Consider the following 22,895-nt stretch of genomic DNA (forward strand, 5'->3'; position numbering starts at 1 on the left):
AACCGCCTCAGCCCCGCGGCAGGTGGAGAATGGCCACCAGCCCCCCGCCGGTGCGATTCTCCAGCCGGATGTCGCCACCCTGCGCGCGCATCAGGTTGCGCGCGATCGCCAGGCCGAGGCCGGTGCCGCCGGTCTTGCGGCTACGCGAATCCTCGGCGCGGAAGAAGGGTTCGAACACCCGCTCCAGCAAGGCCGGCGGCAGGCCCGGGCCATCATCCTCGATACGGATCTCCACCCCGCCCTCGTCCTGCGCCAGCTGCAGCGTGGCCGCACCGCCACCGTACTTCAGGGCGTTGTCGACCAGGTTCTGCAGCGCGCGCCGGACAGCGCGCGGCGCGCACCTGACCGGCGCCGCCAGCCGGCCCTCGATGCGCAACACCTGACCGAGGTCGGCAGCCTGGTCGGCGAGCGATTCCACCAGCGCCTGCAGATCCACCCGCGCCGTGGCCTCGACCGGCTGCGCACTGCGGGCGTAGTCCAGCCCTTCTTCGACGAGCTGGCTCATGGCGTCAATGTCGGTCTCGATGCGCGCACGCGCCTGCTCGTCGGCGGGCAGGGCGCCGATGCGCAGGCGCAGGCGGGTCAATGGCGTCTTGAGATCGTGCGAGATGGCGGCGAGGATCTGGGTGCGCTCGGCCAGGTTCTTCTGCAGCGCGGCCTGCATGACATTGAAGGCGCGGCTGGCCTCGACCAGTTCGCTCGCCCCGCGCTCCGGCAGCGCCGGCGCGTCCAGGTTGTGACCGAGCGCATGGGCGGCCTCGGCCAGCCGGCGCAGCGGCCGCGTCGCCAGCCTTACCGCGCCCCAGGCGGCCAGCATCACCGCCAGGCTGACACCGGCCACGTAGCCGGCGATCACGCCCAGCGGCGGCGGCGCGAGCGGCGCCTTGCGGGTGGGGAAGCGCACCAGCAGGGTGTGGGCGGCATCGAGCGACACCGCCAGCGCGGGAATGCCGTCTTCGCCCGGCGCCGGCGGATCGAGCATCACCCCGCGCACGTCGATCGCCGGATCGAGCCGACGTCGCATCGGCGCCATCGATTCGCGCAGATGCGGCGTGTCGGCCTCGGGATGAACCACCCCCGCCGGCTCCAGTGTTGGCTGGTAGAAGCCGCGATCCAGCGCCGGCATCCACTGCGCGCGCTCCGCCGGCGGCATGCGGCCGAGCAGTTGGTGCAGGAAGGCGACGTCGGCACCCATGAATTCGAACATCTGGCGCCGCGAATCGCGCGCGCTGACCGCCAGCGCGCCGCCGAAGCTGAGCACCTGGATCAGCACGGTGGCCACCACCAGGATCAGGAACACCCGCCCGGCGAGCGACTTCACGCGCCGTCTCCGTCGCCGAAGCCCGGCGGGCGCGTCACGTGCGCGGCGACCGTCTTGCACAGCACATAGCCTTCGTTGCGTATGGTCTTGATGTAGGCCGGCTCGCGCGCGTCGTCGCCCAGGCGCTTGCGCAGCCGGCTGACGCGCAGGTCGATGGAGCGGTCGAACACATCGGCCTCGCGCCCGGCCAGGCCGATCAGCAGCTGGTCGCGGTTCACCACGCACTGCGGGTGGTCGAGCAGGAAGCGCAGCAGCGTGTATTCAGCCGCCTGCAGCAGCGTCACGGTGCCGCCGCGCGCCACCAGATGGCGCTCCACAGTGTCGAGCAACCAGTCGCCAAAGGCGAGGTAGCGCGCCACCTCGGTGCGCACCGTGCCCGGCGGCAGCATGCGCGCCCGACGCAGTACAGCACGCACGCGAGCGAGCAGCTCGCGCGCGACGAAGGGCTTGCCGAGATAGTCGTCGGCGCCCATCTCCAGCCCGATGATGCGATCGACGTCGTCGGCGCGCGCGGTCAGCATCACCACCGGGATCTGCGCATGGGCCGGGGTGTCGCGCAGCCAGCGGAACAGCGTCATGCCGTCCTCGCCGGGCAGCATCAGGTCGAGCACCACCACGTCGACCGGCGCGGCCAGCAGGGCGGCACGCATCTGGCGGCCGTCGGCCGCGGTCGACACCCGCAGCGCCTGCTTGCCGAGGTAGTCGGCCAGCAGGTCGCGGATGTCGGGGTCATCGTCGACGATGAGTACGTGGTCCGGACGGTTCATGGGCGTGATTGTGCCGTCATACGTGTGTCGCTGTGTATCCGCCCGTGGCCGGCGCGTATCGGCGGGGCGGGCGGCCAGCGGGCGATACAAATCCACGGCCGGCAGGACAAACCGCGGCTACACGGGCGGGCGCCCAATACGCCCATCGCGGGCCGCCACCGGGGCGCCCGCCCTGCCGGAGCACACCGCCATGAACAAGGCCACACCGGATGCCGCCGCCGCGCGCACCGAACCGCTCGCCGTCCTGCGCGACATCCACAAGCGCTACCGCCTGGACAAGACCACCGTCGTCGCCCTCGACGGCGTGGATCTCGACATCGCGCCCGCCCGCTTCACCGTGATCACCGGCCCGTCGGGCAGCGGCAAGAGCACCCTGCTGCACCTGCTCGGTGCCCTCGACCGCGCCGACGCCGGCAAGATCCGCTTCGAAGGCCGCGATTTCGATGCCCTCGACGACGACGCGCTGTCTGCCTTCCGCGCGCAGCACATCGGCTTCGTGTTCCAGAGCTTCAACCTGCTACCGGTGCTGACCGCGCTGGAAAACGTGGAATACCCGATGCGCCTCGGCGCGCTGCCCGCCGCCGCGCGCCGCGCCCGCGCGCTGGAACTGCTCGCCAGTGTCGGCCTGGCCGACAAGGCGCGCCACCGGCCGTCGGAGCTGTCCGGCGGCCAGCGCCAGCGGGTGGCGATCGCCCGCGCCCTGGCCAATGCGCCGCGCTTGCTGCTGGCCGACGAACCCACCGCCAACCTCGACCGCGCCACCGGCGCCGGCATCATCGCCCTGCTGCGCCGGCTGCAACGCGAAACCGGCACCAGCGTGGTGTTCTCCTCGCACGACCCGGCCGTGCTCGACGCGGCCGACATCCGCGTGACCCTGGTCGACGGCCGTATCGAGCACCTCGAAACCCTGGCGGAGGTGGCGGCATGAACACGCTCTTCCTCGCCTGGCGCAACGTGTTGCGCAACCGCCGCCGCAGCGCCATCACGCTCGCCACCGTCGCGGTCGCGGCGATGGCCATCGTGATGCTGGGCGGCTATGTCGCCGCCACCATCAAGGGCCTGGAGACGCTCACCGTGCGCCAGGTCGGCCATCTTCAGATCATGAACCGCGGCTACCTCGAATTCGGCCGCGCCAACCCGGCCCGCCATGCCCTGCACGACTACGGTCCGCTCGTCGGCCGCCTGCGCGCCGATCCGCAGCTGGCGCCGATGCTGCGCCTGGTGACGCCGACACTGCAGGTGCAGGGCGTCGCCGGCCACTTCGCCAGCGCCAACTCCAGCACCTTCAGCGCCGCCGGCTGGGTAGCGGAAGACCGCGCCCGGATGCTGGCCTGGGACGGCCTGCGGCTGGGCACGCCGCCGCTGCGGACCTCGCTGCGGCCCGACCGCCCGGAAGACGGCGTGATCGGCGTCGGCCTCGCCCAGCTGCTCGACCTGTGTGACGCGCTGTCCATCGCCGACTGCATCCGCGCCCCGGCAGCCGCCGTCCCGGTCGCGGCCGCTCCCATCGACGCCGACCTCGCCGCACTCAGCCGGCAGGCGCGCCAGGCCGGACCGGCCGCGCCCGCCGACGGCGCGGTGGCGGTGGATCTGCTCGCCGCCGGCGCCAGCGGCGCGCCCAACATCGTCCGCATGACGGTGGCACGCGCCGAACGCCAGGGCGTGCGCGAGCTCGACATGATGCACGTCGGCCTGCCGCTGGCGCTGGCGCAGCGGCTGGTGTTCGGCGGCAGCGCGGCGGGTGCGTCGGCGCTGGTGCTGCAGCTCGAAGACAGCGCCCGCCTGGCCGAGGCGCGGGCGCGGGTCGAGGCCGTGGTGCGCGACTACGCCGGCGACACGCTGGAAGTGCGACCCTTCGCCGAGGTATCGCCGAGCTACAATCAGGTCGTCCGCATGTTCCGCACCCTGTTCGGCTTCGTCTCGCTGCTGATGGCGGTGGTGACGCTGTTCGCGGTGGCCAACACCGTGAACATGGCGGTGAGCGAACGCACCGGCGAAATCGGCTCGCTGCGCGCGATCGGCCTGCCGCGGGCACGCATCCGCCGTATGTTCGTGCTCGAAGGCGGGCTGGTGGGCGCCTTCGGCGCCGCGCTGGGCATCGTGCTGGCGCTGGTGCTGGCCGCCGGCCTGATCAACCAGGCCGGCTCCAGCTGGACGCCGCCGGGCAACACCACGCCGGTGCCGATCACCGTCGACGTGCAGGGTAGCGCCCGGCTCTGCCTCGGCACCCTGCTGGCGATGACCGCGATCGCCTGCCTCTCGTCGTGGTGGCCCGCCCGCCGCGCCGCCCGTCTCGAAATCGTGGAGGCCCTGCGCCATGCCTGATTCCACCGTCCACCGCGGCGGGCGCCGCCGCCTGCTCTTCGCGGCCTGCTGCCTCGCTGCCGGTTACGCCCTGCCCGAGGCGGTACGCGCCGCCATCGCCGACGATGAAGCCCTCGCCCTGCTCGCCGGCAGCGACCGTGTGCGCAACCTGCCCGGCAGCTTCTCGGTGCGCATCGCGCTGACCGAGTTCCGCCAGGGCAGCCAGACCGGCAGCTCGGTGCTCACGGTGTATTCCCGCCCGGCGCCGGACAGCGGCCAGTACAACAACCTGGTGCGCTTCGTCGCCCCGGCGCGCGATGCCGGCAAGCTGATGCTGCGGCGCGGGCTGGACCTCTGGTTCCACGACCCGGCGAGCGGTGCCAGCGTGCGCATCTCGCCGCAGCAGCGCCTGCTCGGCCAGGCCAGCAACGGCGACGTGATGAGCACCAATCTCGCCCGCGACTACCGCGCCGAACTGGTCGGGCGCGAAAGCCTGCGCGACGGCGACGGCCAGACCCGCGAGGCTGCCCGCCTGCGCCTCACCGCGCTGCGCGACGACGTACCCTATCCGCTGGCCGATTACTGGATAGCCCCCGACGACCACCACCCGCTGATGGCCCGCTACCACAGCGCCGAGGGCCGCCTGCTGAAGACCGCCTACTTCCGCAAGTACCGCGACGTGCTGGGCGTGCTGCGGCCGACCGAGACGGTGATCATCGACGGACTCGACCCCGACTGGGTGACCGTCATGCAGCTCTCCCGGCACACCCTCCGCGAGGTGCCGGACGCCTGGCTGCAGCGCGACTACCTGCCGCGCTTCGCCGGCGAATGAGCGCCGCCGTACGGCCGCCCGCCGGGGGCGCGCCCTTTCCGTGGGAGGAGGTTGCGGGGCGGCAGCTCGGCCGTCCCTTGGGCTTCCTGCGCGCGCTGGGGACGGTCGTGTCCCTGCTGCTCGCCGCGGCCGGCCCGCCCGCGGCGGCAGCCGGCTTCGACCCGCTCGCGCTGCAGCCGGAAACCGCCGACGCCGATGACACCGCAGCCGCCCCGGCCAGCTGGCACGGCAGCGGCCCCGGCCTGCGGCTGGAACTCGCGCGCGAACAGCAGGAGCGAGCCAGTGGCGGAACGCAGGGCTACGGCAGCGTGGTGCTCGACTTCCGCGGCGAATGGCGGGCAGCGGCGGGCCTGCGGCTGGCGCTGTCCAACCGCTACGAGCGCCGCAGCGGCGGCGACGGCACGCGCCAGCGCAACGCCCTGCGCGAAGCCTATGCCAGCCTCGCCGCGGCGCCGGGCTGGTACGTGGACCTCGGCCGCATCAACTGGCGCAACGGCGTCGGCAGTGGCTACAACCCGACCGACTACCTCAAGCGCGGTGCCGACATCGAGCAGGGCAGCCTCGACCCGCGCGCCCAGCGCGAAAACCGGCTCGGCACGGTGATGCTGCGCCAGCAGTGGGTCGGCGCCGCAGGCTCGGCCCAGCTCGCCCTCATCCCGGCGCTGGCCGCCGGCCCGGAAAGCAGCCTGACCGCCCCCGGCTGGTCGCGCACCAACCGCGACCGCGCCGCCCTGCTCAAGCTCTCCCCCTCGCTGGACGAGCACACCAGCCTCGATCTGCTCGCCTACGCCCGCGCCGGCGAAGGCCCGCAAGTCGGCGCCAATCTCACCCGCCTGCTGGGCGCTGCGTGGGTGGTGCATGCGGAATTTTCCAGCGGCCGCCGCGCCGCGGCCGACGGCGCACCGCTGCGCCATGCCGACGACAGCGCCCTCGGCCTCGCCTGGACCACCGCGGCCGGCGCGGTGCTGACGCTGGAACACCAGCGCGACGGCGCCGCCCGCCAGCGCGCGCTGTTCGCCCGCCTCGCCTGGGACGACGCCTTCGGCATCGCCGGCCTGGACGTCTCCGCCTTCGTGCGCCGCACCCTGGACAGCCCTGCGCGGCGCTGGCAGATCGAACTCGGCTGGGCCGCCGGCGACCGCGACGACATCCGCCTGCGCTGGGCCGGCAGCCACGGCGCAGCAGACCCGGCCGCCGCCCTCACTCCCCGCCACAGCCTGAACCTGGCGTGGCTGCACGCCTTCTAGCGCCGTGCCGCCACCGCCAGCCGGTTGAAGGCGTTGATCAAGCGTACGATGGCCCATGACCCAGTACCAAGAATCGATCGAGCGAGTGGGACAAGCGCCATGACCGGATTGAACCTGCACCCCGACCGCGCCCTCGCCACGCCGGTCTACCTGCAGCTCTACCAGCGCTTTCGCAGCGCCATCGCCGAGGGGCGGCTGCGCCCCGGCGACCGCGTGCCGGCGGTGCGGGCGCTGGCGAGCGAGCTCAACCTCGCGCGCGGCACGGTGGAGGCGGCCTACCAGCTGCTGATCGGCGAGGGCTACCTGCAGCCGCGCGGCCCCGCCGGCACCGTGGTGGCGCCGCAGCTCGCCACCCACGCCTATGCCGCGGTGGCGCCGCGCAGCGCACCGTCGGCAGTGGTCGATCCCGGCCGTCACGACGGCCTCGCGCCGCCGCCCTTCCAGCTCGGCCTGCCGGCGCTGGATGCCTTTCCGCGCAAGCTGTGGAACCGGCTGGCAGGACACCGGCTGCGCAGCATCACCGCCGCCGGCCTCGGCTATCCGCCCGCCCAGGGCGATCCGGCGCTGCGCGCGGCCATCGCCGCCTACCTGGGCATCTCGCGCGGCATCGCCTGCGCGCCGGAACAGGTCTTCGTCACCGCCGGCTACCGCGGCGCGCTCGACCTCGTCTGCCGCAGCCTGCAGCAGCAGGGCGACGCCTGCTGGTTCGAGGACCCCGGCTACTTCCACGCCCGCGACTTCCTGCGCGGCGCCGGCATGCGGCTGGTGCCGGTGCCGGTGGACGAGGACGGCCTGCGGGTGGCGGACGGCCTCGCTCTCGCGCCGGACGCGCGCTTCGCCGTCGTCACGCCGTCGCACCAGAGCCCGCTCGGGGTGTCGTTGTCGCTCGCGCGCCGGCTCGCCCTGCTCGACTGGGCCGGCGCGCGCGGCGCCTGGATCGTCGAGGACGACTACGACAGCGAATACCGCTACCACGGCCGCCCGCTACCGGCGCTGAAGAGCATCGACCGCGAAGGCCGCGTGCTCTACACCGGCACCTTCAGCAAGGTGCTCTTCCCCGGCCTGCGGCTGGCCTACCTGGTGGTGCCGCCCGGCGAAGTCGAGCGCTTCCGCCACACCGCCGAGGTCTTCCAGCAATACTGCCCGGCGCTGCTGCAGGCGACGGTGGCGGACTTTCTCGTGCAGGGCCATTTCGGCCGCCACCTCAAGAAGATGCGCAGACTGTACGCCGAACGCCGCGGCCATCTGGTCGACGCCCTGCACGCCACGCTCGGAGACAGGCTGCGGATCGACCTGCGCGCCGGCGGCATCCACCTGCTGGCGCGGCTGCCGGACGGCGCCGACGATCAGGCACTGGCAGCCAGCGCCAACGCCCGGGGCCTGGCGGTGCTGCCGCTGTCGGGCTGGATACAGGGCGACGACGCCCGGCGCGGCCTGCTGCTGGGTTTCACCAACATCGCCGGTGCGGACGAAGCGCGCCGGCTGTGCGGGCGCCTGCGCGACGCGCTGGGCTGAGCGGGCGGCCCCCAGACCGCCGATACTCGCTACACTCGGCGCCCGATGCCATGCCCGTGGCACATCACCATGACATTCCGGGACCGCCGTGCTGCTCTCCACCGCAAACACGCTCGCACTGCTGCTGATCGGCTACTCGCTGTTCAGCGCCCTCACGCTGGCGCTCACCCGCTTCCGGCGCGAAGACTACCCGGGCCAGCCGCTTTCGCGCCTTGCCGGCCTGTCGCTGCTGCTGGCCCTCGGCGCGCTGCAGCTGGCGCATCTGGCCTGGCTGCGGTTCGACCTGCCGTGGGTGGATACCGCGGCCTACCGCCTGACCCTCTATCTGGTGGCACCGGCCTTCTTCCTCTTCGGCCGGCCCATCCTCGATCCGCAGCTGCCGGCCGGGCTGCGCCCCGGCCTGCTGTGGCATGCGCTGCCCCTGGCACTGCTGCCGCTGTTACCGGCGACGCCAAGCCGATCCCTGGCCTTCCTGATCGGCGCCGGCTACCTCGCCTGGCTCGCGCGCACCCTCTACCGCCTGCGCCACGCGCGCAGCGGCTACCGGCGCGAGATCCTGCTGCTGGGTGGCGTTTTCGTCATCGCGCTGGCCGCTTCGCTGTTCGGCCTGATCCAGCCCGCCTTGCCCGACAAGCTGTACTTCAGCCTCTACGCCGCGGCCATCGGCCTCGCCTTCGTCCTGGTGCAGCTGACACTGGACCTGCGCCCGCAGCTGCCGGCCGAAGTGCGGGAGACCGCGCAGAGCGCATACGCCACATCGACGCTCGGCAACGTCGATTGCGAGCACGCGCTCGCTGCGCTGGCGCAATCGATGGGGCGGGACAGGCTATACGCCGATCCCGGCCTGAGCCTGCCGACGCTGGCCGAACGCCTCGGCCTCAGCCCCCACCAGTTGTCGGAACTCATCAACACCCGGCTGGGCAAGGGTTTTTCCCGCTACTTGCGGGAACAGCGCGTCGACGCGGCCAAGGCCATGCTGCTGGCCGAACCCTCGGCGTCGGTGCTGTCGGTCGGGCTCAGTGTCGGCTTCGGCACCCAGTCCAACTTCTATGCCGCGTTCCGCGAAATCGAGGGCATGACGCCCGGCCAGTACCGCAAGCAGGCTTCCGGCGCACCGGAATGATCATTTCGCACAGGAGAACTGCTCCTTTCGGATAGGAAAGGAAGCGCCCGGCGACAGCGCTCGCCACAGTGGGATGGCCTTCAACACACAGGAGCCTCCCATGGATGCCAGCGCCTTCCTGCCGACCAAGCTGGTCGTCAGCATCGCCATCAGCACATTGGTACTGATCGTGCTGTCCCGTCCGCTGATCGACGTCCTCCGCCAGCTCTGCCCCGACGCGCCGGCCGCCGCCTTCTGGCTGAGCTACACCCGGCTGATGCTGACCATCGCGCCATTGCTGCTGGTACTGCTCAGCGACATGTTCGACCGCCTCGCCGACCCCGTCGCCAGCCTGCGCCTGACCTTGCTGGCCAGTCTGGGCGGACTCCTGGTCGGCCTGTACACGGTGGGCAAGCGCCTCAACCGCTTCCTGGCGGTGCCGCACATCCATGTCGTGGAGCGGGCGGAATGAACATCCTGCTCACCGGCGCCGGCGGCTTCATCGGCCGCCACCTGGTCCCTGCGCTCGCCGCCGCCGGGCACCGGGTCCGCCCCCTGTCGCGGCGCAATGGCGGCGACTTCGCCCGGCTGCTGAGTGCGGCCGACTGGCTGCCGCTGCTCGACGGCATGGATGCCGTGGTCAATTGCGTCGGCATCATCGCCGAGCGCGGCAGCCAGCGCTTCGACACGCTGCACCATCGCGCGCCCGCGGCGCTGTTCGAGGCCTGCGCCCGGGCTGGCCCGCAACGGGTGATCCAGCTCTCCGCACTCGGTGCCGATGCGCGCGCCGGCACCGCCTTCCACCGCAGCAAGGGCGCTGCCGACGATAGCCTGCGCAGCCTGCCGCTGGACTGGTTCGTGCTGCGGCCAGCCCTGGTCCATGGCCGCGGCGGCGCCAGCGCCGAACTGCTGATGCGGCTGGCGGCGCTGCCGCTGCTGCCGGTGATCGGTGACGACGACCAGGCCCTGCAGCCCATCCACATCGACGACGTGGTCGCGGCCGTGCTGCGTGCGCTGACGGGCGCGGAAACGCGCCTGACGCTGGACCTCGTCGGTCCGGAAACCCACACGCCGGGGAGCTGGCTGGCGCGCTTGCGTGCGGCACAAGGCCTGCCTGCGGCAAGGCCGATGCACATCCCGCCAGCCGCCGCACTGGCCTTCGCCCGTTTCACCCGTCACCTGAACCCGGTGATGCAACCGGACACCCTGCGCATGCTGCTGTCCGCCCGCGCGCACGACCCCGCACCCTTCGTCCGCTTCCTCGGGCGTGCGCCGCGCATCGCCGAAACCCTGCCCGCCAGGAGCACGCCATGAGCTATGCCACCCTCAAGACCCTGCACATCCTCAGCATGGTGCTGCTGTTCGGCACCGGCCTGGGCAGCGCCTTCTACAAATGGATGGCCGACCGCAGCGGCAACGTGGCGCACATTGCCATCGTCAATCGCCATGTGGTGCTCGCCGACTGGCTGTTCACCACGCCCACGGTGATCTTCCAGCCGCTGAGCGGGCTGTGGCTGGCGCACCTGCTCGGGCTGCCGCCGGGCACGCCCTGGATCGCCACCAGCCTCGCGCTCTATGCGCTGGCCGGCGCCTGCTGGCTGCCGGTGGTGTGGCTGCAGATCCGCATGCGCCGGCTCGCCGAGGAAGCCGTCGCCGGCGCGCGGCCGCTGCCGTCGCAGTACTGGCGCATGGCGCGCTGCTGGTTCTGGCTGGGCGTGCCGGCCTTTGCGGCGATGTGCGTCGTGGTGACGCTGATGGTCTTCAAACACATTCCGGGAGCACTGTGATGATGAACAGCCTGATGCAGAACGCGCTCGGCGCCGACTGGGAGAAACTGCCGGCCGCCCTGCAGGCGCATTACCGCGCCGGCAGCAGCACCGATGTCGGCCAGCTGGACATCGAGTATCCGCGCTTCATGCAGCCCGTCCTCTTCGCGCTGCACCGGCTGGGGGCGCTGGTGCACCGGCGCGGCCGGGGCGTGCGGACGGTGGTCGAGAAAGGGCCCGCGGGGCAGACCCAGCGCTGGCAGCGCACGATGACCTACGCCGACGGCCGCCAGCTGCGCTTCGACACCCGCTGGATCGCTGCCGGCGGCAACCAGCTCATCGAGTTCGTCAATGCCGTGTTCGGCCTGCAGATGGCGGTGCATGTCGAGGACGGCTGCCTGCACTATCGCGGCGTCCGCTTCGTCGCCAGGCTGGGCGGAAGGCTGATCCCCATCCCGGAGTGGCTGCTGCTGGGCCACACCACCATCGTCGAGCATGCCATCGACGATGGCCGCTTCGCGATGGACTTCCGCCTGACCCACCCGCTGCTCGGGCAGATCTTCCGTTACGCCGGCGTGTTCGAGACACGCTGACGCGGCGTCGGGCTCACTTCACCAGCCACACCGCCGCCTCGCCCTTGTCCGCCAGCGCCTTCTCCTCCGGCTGGTACATGCGGTAGTAGCGCGCCGGCGGCAGCACGAAGCGGCCGGGCTGGGCGACGCGCAGCAGGTGGCGCACGGTGACCGTGCCTTCGAGGCGGTCGACCGGCACGCCGTAGCTGCCGCTGTGTTCCTCGGCGCGGGCGCGTTCGAGCGGTGCGGCCTGGGGACCGCCGTCGAGCAGATTGATGCCCCAGGTGCCGCGCTCCACCGCGGCGCCGGGCGGCAGCGCGGCCTCGACCAGGCCGTGGCGGTGGGTCGCGTCGGCCTTGAGCACGATCTCGTCGAGATAGAGCGCCTGCACCGACAGCCCGTCTTCCGGCCTCACCGGCGTGCGGGTGTAGCCCTTGTCGCCGCGTTCGAGGCGATAGAGCCGGCGTTCCACCGCCACCGGCAGCGTGCCGGGGCCGGCGGCGTCATCCGCTTCGTAGCGCAGCACCGCGGTCAGCGGCGGGGCATCGGCGCTGCGCCCTTCGAGGCGGACGCCGTCCGGCATGGCGCTGGTGGCGGGCCAGCGCCATTCGGGCTGGCCGAAGGCGGCGGTGGCGGCCTGCCAGACACCGACCGGGCGGCCGGCGGACGTGCCGGGGGCGATCTCGCCCAGCGCCTTGCGCGTCCACACCAGGGTCAGGGCGCGATCCAGCGTGGGCATGGCCTGGCCGACGTGGGCGAGGATGTCGGGCGCGGCAGTCTTCGCCTCGGTGCCGGCGAGCAGCAGCAGCGCACGCGCCGCCGGACGCTTGCTGGCGGCGAGCTGGGTCTGGGCTTCGGCCACCGCGGCGTCGAAGCCGGCCGGCAACGGCGCCTGCGCGCGCTGGGCGATCAGCGCCGCCAGCACGCGGGCATGGGCAAGGCCGAGCGCGCTGTCGGGCGCGGCGAGGAAGGGGCTCCAGGTATCGGCGCCAACAGCGCTGTCTTCCGGCGCCTTGGCCTCGGCCAGACCGCGCAGCAGGCCTTCCGCCTGGGTGCGTACCGGCAGGCCGATCTCCTGCGCGAACCACAGCGCCAGCGCGCGGTGCAGCAAGGCTTCGCGGCTGGCGTGGTTGCGGTAGGCGGTCAGCACCCGTTCCCAGTGCGCGGCCGGCAGTTCGATGCCGAGCGCGCGCGCGGCATACCAGTCGGCGTAGTAGGCGTAGGCGGTCATCAGCGCGCTGTTCTCGCTGCCGTCGCCCCACCAGCCGAACACCGCCTGCGGACCGGCCAGCGCCGCCAGCCGCAGGCGCTGGCTGTAGAGCGTCTGCCACAGCCGGCCGCCCTCGCCCTCGGCATGGCGGTTGGGCGCGAGCAGCGGCGTCACCAACGCGAGCGGGATCAGCCGGCTGGCGGTCTGCTCGGTGCAGCCCCAGGGGTAGTCGATGAGGTCGTCGGCGATGCGCAGGAAGTGCTCGCCGCCGCCCGCCACCAGCCGCAGGCGCAGGTCGCGGGCATCGGCCGGCAGACCGAAGGCCGCCGGGGTGTCGCCGTGCAGGTTCAGGATCTGCTCGCGCGGGCCGCGCCATTTCGCGCCGCGCGCGGCGAGCGGTGTCTCCAGCGCATCGACCGTCCTGCCGCCTTCCTTGACCTCGACGCGGGCCGTCTCGCGGCCCTTGAACTCCGGCAGCCCGAACTGGAGGTAATTCACCCCGCGGCGCAGGCTGACTTCCTGCTTGATCTCCTTGCCGGCCAGGTTCAGCACCACCTCGGCCTTGCGCTCCTCGGCGGCGTTGTTGAACAGCGCCAGCGCCGCCTGCGGCCTGTCGCCTTCGCGCAGCCAGTCGGGCGAGGTCCATTTGGCGTACAGCGGCTTGTCGGAGCGGACGTAGGCGGTGCGCTGGCCGGGCACGCCGTCGGCGCTGTCCAGCCCGACCGCGCGCACGGTAATACGCCAGCGCGACAGTGCATCCGGCATGCGGAAGGAGAAGCGCGCGCGGCCCTGGGCGTCGGTCTTCAGCGCCGGCAGCCAGGCGGCGGTGTCGGTGTCGTCGCGGCGCGGCCGTTCCAGCACCTTCACGCCGCGCTCGTTGTACTGGTGGCGCGCGGGCGGCTGGCGCGCGGCGGCGGCGGACCAGTCGGCCGCTTCGTCGTAGGCGATGAAGTTGAGGCTGGCGCCGGTGCGCACGTTGTTGCGGCGCACGTGCTGGAGGAATTCGGGCAGGCTGGGCGCGATCTCCGGCTGCAGCGCATAGACCATCTCGTCCACCACCGAGACGGTGAGCAGCGCCGGCGCCGGCTTGCCGCGCAGCATGGCCTGGATGTCCACCGTCACGGTGTCGCCGGGCTGCACGGTTTCGTGGTCGCTGCGGATGTCGAGCGCGATGCGCGGCGGCTCCACCACCAGGCCGGCGTTCTGGAACACGTAGTCGCCATGCTTCACATACACCGCGGAGAAGGTCATGTTGGGCGCGTGCGCCTCGCTCACCGGGATGCGCGCGCGCCACTGGTTGGGGGCGAGGCGCTCGGTGCGCAGCCAGCCGCCGGGACGGCTGAGCAGGGCGGTGGCGTCCACGCCGTCGCGCTCCAGGGTCAGCAGCGCTTCATCCACCGGCTCGGGGAAGGAGATCAGCACCTCGGCGGTTTCGCCCGGCTGGTAGCTGGCCTTGTCGGTGACCATCTCGATCGAGCCGGGCGCGACCTTGAGGCTGTCCTTGTCGGTGGCGCCGCCCACCCAGTGCGCGGTGGCGGCGACGATGTTGCCGGCGGCGTCGCGCAGCATCAGCGAATAGGAGCCGGGGCGGTCGAGCGCCGGCTTCCACTCGCGCTGCGCCGGGTCGAAATCGCCGCCGCTGCGGGATTGATCCTCCAGCCGCACGATCTCCCACTTGACCGGCGCCGCGGCGTTCTCGCCTTCGGCTTCGAGGCGGAAAGCCGGCTTGTCGCCCGCCATCGTGAAGCTGCGGGTGCTCGCCAGCTTCCAGCTCGCCGCGGCGCGCTCCACCAGCAGTTCGCGCGAGCTGCGCACGCGGTAGGCGGCGCCGTCGGTGGCGAGCAGGGTGAGGATGAGGCGCGACGGCTCCTTCGCCGCCGGCAGCGTGAACTTGGCCTCGCCGCTGCCGTCGGTGGTGAGGCTGGCGGTGGACAGCTGCACCGGGAACAGCCCGCTGTAGCGCAGTTCGCCCTGCACCATGGTCAGCGTCTGCGCGCGCAACGTGAGCTCCACCGCGGCGTCCTTCACCGGCTTGCCGTCGGGATAGGCAAGGCGGACCTTGCCGCTCACCGGCTCGCCGGTCTTGAAGCTCGGCTGGTCGGCCAGCAACTCGATCTCGAAATGCGGCTTGACGTACTCGGCGACGCGGAAGGCGGCGCCATAGCGCTTGTCCTCGTAGCCGATGCGGATCTCATAGCCGCCGGCCACGGCGTTGTCGGGCAGGCGGAAGGCAGTATCGGCGCCGCTGTCCGGCGCGAGCGCTGCCGTGGTGGCGAGCACCGGCGTGCCGTTGGGATCGCTCACCTCGATACGCAGCTCGCCGGCGCGCGGCGGGCGCGAACGGCTGGCGGACTGGAAGTCGCGGCCGAGGAACTTGATCCGCACCAAGTCGCCCGGGCGGTACAACGGCCGATCGGTCACCGCGTACAGCTTGGTGTCGTGGATCTCGCTGTCGTAGTAGAAGTTCTCCGACACGAACACCCCGCCGGCGGCATCCTCGCCGAGCAGCCAGGTGCGTTCCGGGCTGGCGTGCGCCAGCGTGGCGAGTCCGTCGGCGCCGGTGGTGGCGGATTTCAGCGTGCCGACGCCGTCGGTCCACAGCAGGCGGCTGTCGGCCACCGGCCGGCCGTCGTCGCGGTGGGCGGTCCACACGGTGAGCGCGCCGGCGGCGATCTTGGTCACGGCCACGGTGTCGGACACGAACAGCAAGGTCACCGCGCGGTGGGTTCCGATAATGGCCTCGACCAGGTAGAGGCCAGGTTTCAGCTTGCCGAGCGGTACATGGATGTTGCCTTCGCTGGCCGGGATGAAATCGCTGCTCGAACCCTGCAGCTTGACCTCCGGCGGCTTGATCGGCTGCGCCTGCCACACCGGGTAGCGGAAGCGGTCGACCAGTTCGTAGCCCTGCAGCGGCTTGAAGCGCTGCGGGGCACGGAATTCGGTGGCTTCGAGCAGCGCCGGCCGGCTCTGCAGCGCCGGCGCCGCGGCGGTGACGGTGCCGCGCGTGTTGGCGTCGAAGAGGTCGCGCCAGGCCAGCCGCGACTTCTTCCAGGCGTTGTCCCACAGGTAGGACAGCGTGTTGGCCAGGCCTTCGTCGCGCGGCCGGGCGCGCACATCCACCCGATGCAGGTTTTTCTGCGCCTTGAGGAAGTCGAGCGGCTTCGGCACCCGGTAGAGCAGGATGTCCACCCCGCCGTAGGCCTCCAGCATCTGGCGGCCGCCGTCCCTGGCCGGCACCTCGACCCGCAGCAAGGCCTCGTCGCCGCTGCCGAACTGCTTATCGGCCAGGATGAAGAAGGGCATGCTCTCGAAGGGCGTATAGCCGCTCGACAGCCCGACTTCCGCCTGCGCCTGCGCGGCGGGCGGGGTGGCGAGGCAGGCCAGCGCGAACAGCGCGGCACCGAGGAAACGCGGGAAGGACGGGCGGAAGGAAGTCGTCATGGCGCCGGAATCGCGGTTCAGGTCAGGAAGGCCAGCGTGTAGACGCCGGCGAAATTGGGATTGGCGGCGTCGGGCCGCCAGCGGGTGTCGGCCCACTGCAGCAGCTCGCGCGGGCTGACGGCGCGCAGGCCGTCGTCGCCGGGGCGCGGCTCGGCGCCGTTGTGATAGACGATGCGCCGGCCGGTCCACAGCATCAGGTGCTGGGCCTCACCCTGGTCGAAGAAGAGCAGGTCGGCCGGACGGGCCAGCCGCAGGTCGCGGCCGACGGCACGGCTGTTCTCCTGCACCAGGCCGATGGCATTGACGTAGGCGCCGGTGCTGCCGTCGGGCCGCTTCCACTGGTGGCGCAGCTCGGCGCGCAGCGCGTCGGGCACGGCCTCGGGCGGCAGGCGGCCATCCATGCCCATCGCGCGCCGCCAGCGCAGGTCGTGCTCGGCCAGCGCCTCGGCCACCGCGAAGCGCACCAGACCGGCGCAGTCGCGATGCGTCCAGCGCGGCGTCGGACCGCGGCGGATCTGCGCGTCGGCGATGCGCACCACCCAGGCGCGGAAGGCGCGGCTCTGTTCGGCATCCAGTTGCGGCACGGCATCCACGGCACGACCGGGCGCCAACGGCATCAATGCCCGCAGCGGCGGTGACGCACCGAGCAGCAGCGCGCCGGCCGCGGCAAGAAAACCGCGGCGGCCGCGCTGCGTTGCGCGCGGGTGCCGAGGCATCAGCGCTGGCCCCCGGCGCTCTCCCAGTCGAGCGCATGCCAGGCCCGCCCCTCGAGCGCCCCATCGGCGCGCACCAGGCGCAAGGCCGGATACTTGGCCAGCGCGTCCAGGCGCGGCAACAGGTGAGCGTCGGCCGCGTTGCGAAGCAGGGTCTCCTCGTTGCGCGGCAAGGCGGCGAAGACTTCCTTGCGCAGCAGCGCGGCGAGCGGCGCCGGGTCCATCAGCGCCAGCGTGCGGGCAGCGCTGGGCAGGCTGTCGGCCAGCGCCGGGTAGAGCTTGGCGGACACATCCAGCGCCTTGTCCGCCAGCGCGGCATCGGGCGAGAACAGCAGCGTGCGGCCGCTCACCGCGAGCGTGGGCGCAAGTGCCGGCTCCGCATCGCCGCGGCGCGCGCCGAACACGGTTTCCACCGGCCGCCGCCACAGGCGCGCACCGTTGTCGCGCCGGACCGCTTCCACCGGGGTGCGCTGCTCCTGCGCGCCCTGGCCGATCGCCCGGGTGAACAGCGCTGCGAGTTCGCCGGCCCAGGCATCGTCGACATCGCGCTTGAGACCGGCAACGAAGAGCGGCGTGTAGAGACGCGATTCGCCATACCAGCACACCGCCGCCGGGCCTGTGAACAGGTCTTCGAACAGCTCGGCCACGCCCGCCTTGCCGCCGTCCTCGCCCGTGCCCGAGCCGACGCGGGCAGCCAGCGGCGCCAGCGTCGCCCAGTCGGCCGGCAGCAGCGCGCACAGGCTGGCACCGTGCGGCAGAGCCGGCCACAGCGCGCCGCCGTCGAGACCGCCGGCAGGCAGGGTGTCGGCATCGATCAGCGCAGCGGTGCGCCAACCGCCCTTGTCGTCGAAGGCGAAGGACAGCGCGGCCACGCCCGGCGCGAAGGCCTCGTAGCCGAGCGCGTAGAAGGAGGCGCCCACCACCAGCTGGTGCCGCTCCGACGCCTGCGGCGCGGCCAGCGCGAAGTGTGCGGCGAAGGGCGAATCGCGCCCGGCATCGGCGTCGAGCAGGCGGGCGATCAGCGCGGCGGCGCGCTCGTCCTGGGCCGGCTCGGCGCCGTCCGCCGCCTCACCCTCGGCGGCCACCAGCAGCATGCCGGGATCGGACAGGGCCACCACCCGGTCGCCCTGCGCCACCAGCAGCAGATAGCGGCCGTAGCCGTACTGCAGCACCAGCACCCGGGCGCGGCTGCCGCGCAGCGTGCCGGCGGTCTCCAGCTGGGTATCGGGCAACACCGGCAGCGCCAGCTGCAGTGCGCGCGCCAGCCCATTGCGCGTCATCGCCACCGCGAAGTGCTTGAGCGTACCGTCGGCGCCGCGCCACAGCGCCACCTCGGCCGGCTCGTCGAACACCGATTCCAGTACCCGCTCCGGCAGGCTCAGCGCATGTTCGAAGGCGATGCGGCGCAGCGTGCCGGACAGCGCCAGACGCTGCTCGTGATGCTCGTAGTAATCGACGAAGTCCTCGGTCAGCACGTCGCGCGCCAGCGGCACCCGCAGCAGATCGGCCGGCAGGCGCGACAGGCTGCGCGTGCGGATCAGGGCGTCGGGGCGGGAAAGATCGAGCGACAACGCATTGACCTTGCCGTCGAAGCGCTGCAGCCAGAACAGCGCGATGGCGCCGAGCAGCAGGGCGAGGCCGGCAGCGCCGGCCATGAGCAGGCGGCGGCGGCCGGATGGCGCCGCGGCGCTGGACGCAGCGGGCGCGGGAGCAGGAGCAGGTGTGGAGGACATGGGGCGGACACCGTCAGAACAAGGGCCGGCCCCGGTGGGACGGCAATGCGAAGCGGATAAGCCGCGTGATTATGCCCGAGCCCGACGGCGCAGCGGAGCTAACGACAGCCGATGTGACGCAAAACAGGACATCTGTGTCGTCTTTGCGCCAGAAAACACCGGCCGTTTACCTCAAGCCATTGATTCCTATAGATGGCACTGGCCTTGCTATGTCAGAGGACCGCAACGAGGCAGGCATGAAACATCAACTCGACTGGTCGTCCTACGAAACCGCCGGGCAAGGCGACGCCTATGCCGGCATACCCGCGACCGGGGGCGACTTCGCCAAGGCGGTGGCGGTGTGCATCAGCGACCGCAGCTGCCTGAAGAAACCCAAGGGCGTGATGTGCCCGAGCTTTCGCGCCACCGACGATCCGGCCCATTCGCCCGGCGAGCGCGTCAAGGTGCTCAAGGCCGCGCTCAACGGCGAGTTCGGCGACGCCCCCTTTGCCGATCCGCGCGTCAAGGACGCACTCGACCTCTGCGTCGGCTGCAAGGGTTGCAAGCGCGAATGCGCCAACCAGGTCGACATGGCGGCCATCAAGATCGAGGTGCTCGCCCAGCGCAATGCCGCGCTAGGCACCAGCCGCCGTGACCGCCTCTTCGCCGGCCTGCCGCGCCTGCTCGGCGAACGCCGCTGGGTCGCCAGCCTGGTGCGCTGGCGCAACCGCAGCCCCTGGCTGGCCAGACTGGGCGAACGCTGGCTGGGCATCGCCGCCGGCCGCGTGCTGCCGGAACCAGCCGCCGCGCCTTACGCAGCGCCACCCGCCGCTGCCGCCGCCACGGCGTCCGAGCTCTATCCGGCGCTGGCCGACGACCGCCACGTGATCCTCTTCGTCGACACCTTCGCCCGCCATTTCGAACCCGAAGTCGCCGCCGCCGCCCATGCGGTGCTCAGCGCCGCCGGCTACCAGGTCGAAGTGCTGTCGCCCGCCGCCGACGACGCCGAATCGGCGCGCCCGCTATGCTGCGGCCGCACCTGGCTGTCGCTCGGCCAGGTCGAGGCCGCGCGCTTCGAGGCCCGCCGCATGCAGGCGGCACTACGTCCGGCGCTGGAGAAAGGCTGGCCGGTGGTGGGCCTGGAGCCGTCCTGCATCCTTTCGCTGCGCGACGACCACCTCAAGCTCGGCCTCGGCGCCGAGGCCGAAGCACTCGCCAGGCAGGTCTATCTGTTCGAGGAGTTCATCGCCCGCGAGAACGACCGCAAGCGCCTCAGGCTGGCGCTCAAGCCCATCGCCGGCGGCAAGACCCTGGTGCACGGCCACTGCCACCAGAAGGCGGTCGGCGCGATGAAGTCGCTGCGCAAGGTGCTGCGGCTGATCCCCGACTTCGATTTCGAATTCGTCGAGGCGAGCTGCTGCGGCATGGCGGGCAACTTCGGCCTTGAAGCCGAGCACGCCGAACTGTCCCGCCGCATGGCCGAACTCGACCTGCTGCCGGCGCTGCGTGCGGCGCCGGATGCGCCCATCCTCGCCAACGGCTTTTCCTGTCGCCACCAGATCCGCGAGGGCGTGGCGCGCGAACCCATCCACGTCGCCCTGCTGCTGCAGGCGGCGCTCGCCTGAACACGGAGATACGCCCATGTCCGACATGTCCCGGCTGCCCGACTCCTCCGGCGCCCTGCCCATCGACCCCGCCAGCGCGGACGTCCCCACTGCCGACATCGGCCGCGCGCTGTGGTGTGCCGGCCTGCTCGGCAATCTTCACGACGCCGGCGTGGCGATCTCGCTGTGCACTTCCGGCTGGGAGAAGGATGCCTTCTTCGAATCGCGCGCGGCGCGCAAGAAGGCGCTGCAGTGCATGAACGTGATGGTGGACAGCGCACGCGACCTGCCCGACGCCGTCACCGCACGCCTGGGTCGCATCGACTGGCTGGCGTGGGAAGAGTTGCGCCCGGTGCTGAAGGCGAGGAATGCCGACGAGCGCGACCGCCTCTGGTACGCCATCGGCACCCTGGTGCCGGCAACCGTGATCGAACTGCGCCGCTACCGGCGGCTGATGCCTCAGCTCTTCGAATTCTCGCTCTGAGCACCGGCGGGCGTCGCCTGCCGCACCGGCAGCACGACGCGGAAGGTGGTGCCGCGGCCGGGTGTGCTGTCGACCTCGATGCGACCGTTGTGGCGCTGCACGATGCCGTAGGAAAGCGACAAGCCCAGCCCGGTGCCCTTGCCTACCGGCTTGGTAGTGAAGAAGGGGTCGAAGATGCGGCCGAGATTTTCCGGCGGAATGCCGCAGCCGTCGTCGCCCACGCTGATCCACACCTGCCCGCCCTCCGGGCCCGGTTCGTGGCCGCTGCGCAGCAGGATGCGGCCCATGCGTTCGGGGGGCATCGCGTGCGCGGCATTGACCAGCAGATTGAGGAACACCTGGTTGAGCTGCGAGGGCAGGCATTCCACCTCGGGCAGCGTGCCGTAGTCGCGCACCACCTCGGCGCGGTACTTGATCTCGTTGTTGACGATGTTGAGCGTGGAATCCAGCCCGTGGTGCAAGTCGGCGGACTGCCACTCCTGGCTGCCGTCGAGGCGGGAAAAGTCCTTGAGGTCGGCCACGATGCGGCCGACCCGATCGACGCCTTCGCATGACTGGCGCAGCAGGTCGGGAAGGTCGTCGATGATGAAGTCGAAGTCGCGCGCCTGGCGCACGCGCGCCAGCGCCTGCGCCGCCGGATGCTCGGACGGCAGTTGCGCAGCGGCCGTGTCGAAGGCGGCGATCACCTCGCGCATGTCGTCGAGATAGCGCGACAGGGTGCCGAGATTCGACTGCACGTAGCCGATCGGATTGTTGATCTCGTGGGCGACGCCGGCGGCCAGCTGGCCGATGGACGCCAGCTTCTCCGACTGCAGCAGCTGCGCCTGGGCTTCCTGCAGGCGTCGGTTGAGTTCGGTCAGTTCCATATTGCGCCGCAGCAGCTCGCGTTCTGACGCCTCGCGCCGGCGCATGTCCTGCTCCAGTGCCTGGTTGGCACGCGCCAGCTGCTCGGTGCGGCGGGCCACCAGACCTTCGAGTTCGTCGTGGGCGCGCTGCAGCGCCTCCTCGGCCTGCTTGCGCGCGCTGATGTCCACCAGGGTTTCGATGGCGCCGATGATGCGCCCCTTGGTGTCGCGCAGGGGTGCCGCGGTAAAGAACAGCCAGCGGCCATGCTCGCCGAAATGGGGGAAGAAGCTCTCGGCCTCGTAGGCGCCGGGTATCACCATCGAGCGGCGAAAGCGCCCTCGGTAGTAGGTCTCGATGCGCGCCTCGATGTCGCCATCGACGATGAGCTCGGCCAGCACCGGCCGCTCGCTCGGGTAGAAGGCCGACCACGCGCGCCGGCTGCCCACCAGCGCCTGAGCCGACGTTCCGGTCACCAGGCTGCAGGCCTGGTTCCAGTGCGTCACCACGTGGTTGGCGTCGATCACGAAGGTCGGCACCGGGTCGCCCTCGATGATCTGCTGCAGCACCTGCTGCATATGGCGCTGCGCCGCCTCGGCGCGCTTGCGCTCGGTAACGTCGATGGCGGTCGCCAGCACGGCGACGCCGTCCTCATATTCCATGAGGGTCGCGTTAACCTCCAGCCAGCGCAGCTCGCTGTTGGCGGTGACGATGGGCATCTCGTACACCTCGGGCACTTCCTCGCCGCGCAGCCGCGCCGCGATCCGTGCGCGCACCGCATCGCGCGCGTCCGGGTGGGCCAGGTCGGGAATGCTCATCTCCAGCAACTGGCCGTGCCCGTAGCCGGTGATCCGCTCGGCCGCCCGGTTGGCATAGAGCAGCTTGTCGCCGCGGTGGAGCAGGATGGCCGCGCTGATGGTTTCGGCGAGGCCGCGAAAGCGCTTCTCGCTGCGGCGGAACTGCAGCTCAGCCTCGACCACCCGGGTGATGTCCGAGCCGATGCCGACGAAGCGGCGGCGGCCGTCGGCGTCCGGCGGCAGCGGCACCACGGTGAGTTCCACCCAGAATTCCGAACCGTCCTTGCGCCGGTTCGACAGCTCGCCGCGCCAGTTGAGCCCGGCACGCACGGTTTTCCACAACTCGTGAAAGAAATCCGGCGCTTGGCGGCCGCTCGAGAGCATGCGGTAGGACTGGCCGATCAGCTCCTCGCGGCCGTACCCGCAGGCTTCGCAGAAACGGTCGTTGGCGTGAAGGATGCACCCGCGCTCATCGGCCACGCTCACTTGCAGGTGGGCGAGCAGGCTGGCGACGTCGAAACCTTCCGGCAGGCGGGTGGCCGACGAAACGGCGGACGACGCTGAAGTCATGGCAGGCATCCTCGGTCGCGCCGGTACCAGGCCGGCGCGGCGACAGTTCTACTCCCAAGCCGGGTCCGCCGACAATAGGGGCATCCGCCGAGACT

General features: G+C 71.7%; 18 protein-coding genes. 12 read left to right on the plus strand and 6 right to left on the minus strand.

The genetic code is table 11. The features are described 5' to 3' along the window. Positions 1-7: 7 nt before the first annotated feature. Positions 8-1,321, minus strand: coding sequence for an ATP-binding protein (locus CJ010_RS00290; protein WP_141016177.1), 1,314 nt, complete (start codon positions 1,319-1,321; stop codon positions 8-10). Beyond that, positions 1,318-2,088 (minus strand): response regulator, encoded by a 771-nt coding sequence (locus tag CJ010_RS00295; protein WP_141016178.1) that lies wholly within the window; start codon positions 2,086-2,088, stop codon positions 1,318-1,320. Before CJ010_RS00295 ends, CJ010_RS00290 begins: the two co-directional genes overlap by 4 nt. Positions 2,089-2,278: 190 nt before the next feature. Between CJ010_RS00295 and CJ010_RS00300 the strand changes: the two genes are divergently transcribed. The 10 genes from CJ010_RS00300 (at position 2,279) to CJ010_RS00345 (ending at position 11,447) form a co-directional block, all read left to right on the plus strand. Beyond that, positions 2,279-3,016, plus strand: a complete 738-nt coding sequence (locus tag CJ010_RS00300; protein WP_141016179.1) for an ABC transporter ATP-binding protein — start codon at positions 2,279-2,281, stop codon at positions 3,014-3,016. Further along, complete coding sequence (locus CJ010_RS00305) at positions 3,013-4,413, plus strand: ABC transporter permease (RefSeq protein ID WP_141016180.1); 1,401 nt, start codon at positions 3,013-3,015, stop codon at positions 4,411-4,413. Before CJ010_RS00300 ends, CJ010_RS00305 begins: the two co-directional genes overlap by 4 nt. Continuing rightward, positions 4,406-5,224, plus strand: a complete 819-nt coding sequence (locus tag CJ010_RS00310; RefSeq protein WP_141016181.1) for an outer membrane lipoprotein-sorting protein — start codon at positions 4,406-4,408, stop codon at positions 5,222-5,224. The genes CJ010_RS00305 and CJ010_RS00310 overlap by 8 nt, the downstream gene beginning before the upstream one ends. Next, the gene (locus CJ010_RS00315) at positions 5,221-6,471 is read left to right on the plus strand and encodes a hypothetical protein (protein WP_141016182.1); all 1,251 of its coding nucleotides are present in this window, start codon (positions 5,221-5,223) and stop codon (positions 6,469-6,471) included. Before CJ010_RS00310 ends, CJ010_RS00315 begins: the two co-directional genes overlap by 4 nt. Positions 6,472-6,570: 99 nt before the next feature. Next, complete coding sequence (locus CJ010_RS00320) at positions 6,571-7,986, plus strand: PLP-dependent aminotransferase family protein (protein WP_141016183.1); 1,416 nt, start codon at positions 6,571-6,573, stop codon at positions 7,984-7,986. Positions 7,987-8,074: 88 nt separating this feature from the next. Then, the gene (locus CJ010_RS00325; protein WP_205754859.1) at positions 8,075-9,109 is read left to right on the plus strand and encodes a helix-turn-helix domain-containing protein; all 1,035 of its coding nucleotides are present in this window, start codon (positions 8,075-8,077) and stop codon (positions 9,107-9,109) included. A 100-nt stretch (positions 9,110-9,209) separates the two neighbouring features. Continuing rightward, positions 9,210-9,560 carry a hypothetical protein gene (locus CJ010_RS00330; protein ID WP_141016184.1) on the plus strand — a complete coding sequence of 117 codons (351 nt, stop codon included), beginning with the start codon at positions 9,210-9,212 and terminating at the stop codon, positions 9,558-9,560. Then, on the plus strand, positions 9,557-10,402 hold the full coding sequence (locus tag CJ010_RS00335; protein WP_141016185.1) for an NAD-dependent epimerase/dehydratase family protein: 846 nt from the start codon (positions 9,557-9,559) through the stop codon (positions 10,400-10,402). The genes CJ010_RS00330 and CJ010_RS00335 overlap by 4 nt, the downstream gene beginning before the upstream one ends. Beyond that, complete coding sequence (locus CJ010_RS00340) at positions 10,399-10,875, plus strand: DUF2269 domain-containing protein (RefSeq protein WP_141016186.1); 477 nt, start codon at positions 10,399-10,401, stop codon at positions 10,873-10,875. The genes CJ010_RS00335 and CJ010_RS00340 overlap by 4 nt, the downstream gene beginning before the upstream one ends. Beyond that, a complete protein-coding gene (locus CJ010_RS00345; protein ID WP_205754860.1) occupies positions 10,875-11,447 on the plus strand; it encodes a DUF4166 domain-containing protein in 573 nt (190 codons plus the stop codon). Before CJ010_RS00340 ends, CJ010_RS00345 begins: the two co-directional genes overlap by 1 nt. A 13-nt stretch (positions 11,448-11,460) precedes the next feature. Here CJ010_RS00345 and CJ010_RS00350 read toward each other — a convergent pair whose 3' ends face one another. Genes CJ010_RS00350 through CJ010_RS00360 form a run of 3 tightly spaced genes read right to left on the minus strand, consistent with a single transcriptional unit; the run spans position 11,461 to position 18,523 of the window. Beyond that, positions 11,461-16,077 carry an MG2 domain-containing protein gene (locus CJ010_RS00350; RefSeq protein WP_141016187.1) on the minus strand — a complete coding sequence of 1,539 codons (4,617 nt, stop codon included), beginning with the start codon at positions 16,075-16,077 and terminating at the stop codon, positions 11,461-11,463. 17 nt (positions 16,078-16,094) lie between these two features. Continuing rightward, positions 16,095-16,793: a DUF1175 family protein gene (locus CJ010_RS00355; protein WP_141016188.1), complete on the minus strand. Its 699-nt coding sequence runs from the start codon at positions 16,791-16,793 to the stop codon at positions 16,095-16,097. Further along, a complete protein-coding gene (locus CJ010_RS00360) occupies positions 16,793-18,523 on the minus strand; it encodes a DUF2138 family protein (RefSeq protein ID WP_141016189.1) in 1,731 nt (576 codons plus the stop codon). Before CJ010_RS00360 ends, CJ010_RS00355 begins: the two co-directional genes overlap by 1 nt. A 236-nt stretch (positions 18,524-18,759) precedes the next feature. On the opposite strand from CJ010_RS00360, the gene CJ010_RS00365 reads away from it, so the two are divergent. Together CJ010_RS00365 and CJ010_RS00370 are read left to right on the plus strand one after the other, a co-directional pair. Beyond that, positions 18,760-20,127 carry a (Fe-S)-binding protein gene (locus CJ010_RS00365; RefSeq protein WP_141016190.1) on the plus strand — a complete coding sequence of 456 codons (1,368 nt, stop codon included), beginning with the start codon at positions 18,760-18,762 and terminating at the stop codon, positions 20,125-20,127. A gap of 16 nt (positions 20,128-20,143) precedes the next feature. Next, a complete protein-coding gene (locus CJ010_RS00370; protein ID WP_141016191.1) occupies positions 20,144-20,590 on the plus strand; it encodes a hypothetical protein in 447 nt (148 codons plus the stop codon). On the opposite strand, the gene CJ010_RS00375 is transcribed toward CJ010_RS00370, so the two are convergent. Beyond that, positions 20,566-22,800, minus strand: a complete 2,235-nt coding sequence (locus CJ010_RS00375; protein WP_141016192.1) for a PAS domain S-box protein — start codon at positions 22,798-22,800, stop codon at positions 20,566-20,568. The genes CJ010_RS00370 and CJ010_RS00375 overlap by 25 nt on opposite strands. Positions 22,801-22,895 lie beyond the last annotated feature (95 nt).

It is taken from the genome of Azoarcus sp. DD4 (assembly GCF_006496635.1).
GTDB lineage: Bacteria > Pseudomonadota > Gammaproteobacteria > Burkholderiales > Rhodocyclaceae > Azoarcus.

Excerpts from the sequence above, each read along its gene's own strand:
- CJ010_RS00295 (WP_141016178.1), bottom strand. The coding sequence starts at position 2,088 with ATGAACCGTCCGGACCACGTACTCATCGTCGACGATGACCCCGACATC.
- CJ010_RS00300 (WP_141016179.1), top strand. The coding sequence starts at position 2,279 with ATGAACAAGGCCACACCGGATGCCGCCGCCGCGCGCACCGAACCGCTC.
- CJ010_RS00305 (WP_141016180.1), top strand. The coding sequence starts at position 3,013 with ATGAACACGCTCTTCCTCGCCTGGCGCAACGTGTTGCGCAACCGCCGC.
- CJ010_RS00310 (WP_141016181.1), top strand. The coding sequence starts at position 4,406 with ATGCCTGATTCCACCGTCCACCGCGGCGGGCGCCGCCGCCTGCTCTTC.
- CJ010_RS00315 (WP_141016182.1), top strand. The coding sequence starts at position 5,221 with ATGAGCGCCGCCGTACGGCCGCCCGCCGGGGGCGCGCCCTTTCCGTGG.
- CJ010_RS00320 (WP_141016183.1), top strand. The coding sequence starts at position 6,571 with ATGACCGGATTGAACCTGCACCCCGACCGCGCCCTCGCCACGCCGGTC.
- CJ010_RS00330 (WP_141016184.1), top strand. The coding sequence starts at position 9,210 with ATGGATGCCAGCGCCTTCCTGCCGACCAAGCTGGTCGTCAGCATCGCC.
- CJ010_RS00335 (WP_141016185.1), top strand. The coding sequence starts at position 9,557 with ATGAACATCCTGCTCACCGGCGCCGGCGGCTTCATCGGCCGCCACCTG.
- CJ010_RS00340 (WP_141016186.1), top strand. The coding sequence starts at position 10,399 with ATGAGCTATGCCACCCTCAAGACCCTGCACATCCTCAGCATGGTGCTG.
- CJ010_RS00345 (WP_205754860.1), top strand. The coding sequence starts at position 10,875 with ATGATGAACAGCCTGATGCAGAACGCGCTCGGCGCCGACTGGGAGAAA.
- CJ010_RS00350 (WP_141016187.1), bottom strand. The coding sequence starts at position 16,077 with ATGACGACTTCCTTCCGCCCGTCCTTCCCGCGTTTCCTCGGTGCCGCG.
- CJ010_RS00355 (WP_141016188.1), bottom strand. The coding sequence starts at position 16,793 with ATGCCTCGGCACCCGCGCGCAACGCAGCGCGGCCGCCGCGGTTTTCTT.
- CJ010_RS00360 (WP_141016189.1), bottom strand. The coding sequence starts at position 18,523 with ATGTCCTCCACACCTGCTCCTGCTCCCGCGCCCGCTGCGTCCAGCGCC.
- CJ010_RS00365 (WP_141016190.1), top strand. The coding sequence starts at position 18,760 with ATGAAACATCAACTCGACTGGTCGTCCTACGAAACCGCCGGGCAAGGC.
- CJ010_RS00370 (WP_141016191.1), top strand. The coding sequence starts at position 20,144 with ATGTCCGACATGTCCCGGCTGCCCGACTCCTCCGGCGCCCTGCCCATC.
- CJ010_RS00375 (WP_141016192.1), bottom strand. The coding sequence starts at position 22,800 with ATGACTTCAGCGTCGTCCGCCGTTTCGTCGGCCACCCGCCTGCCGGAA.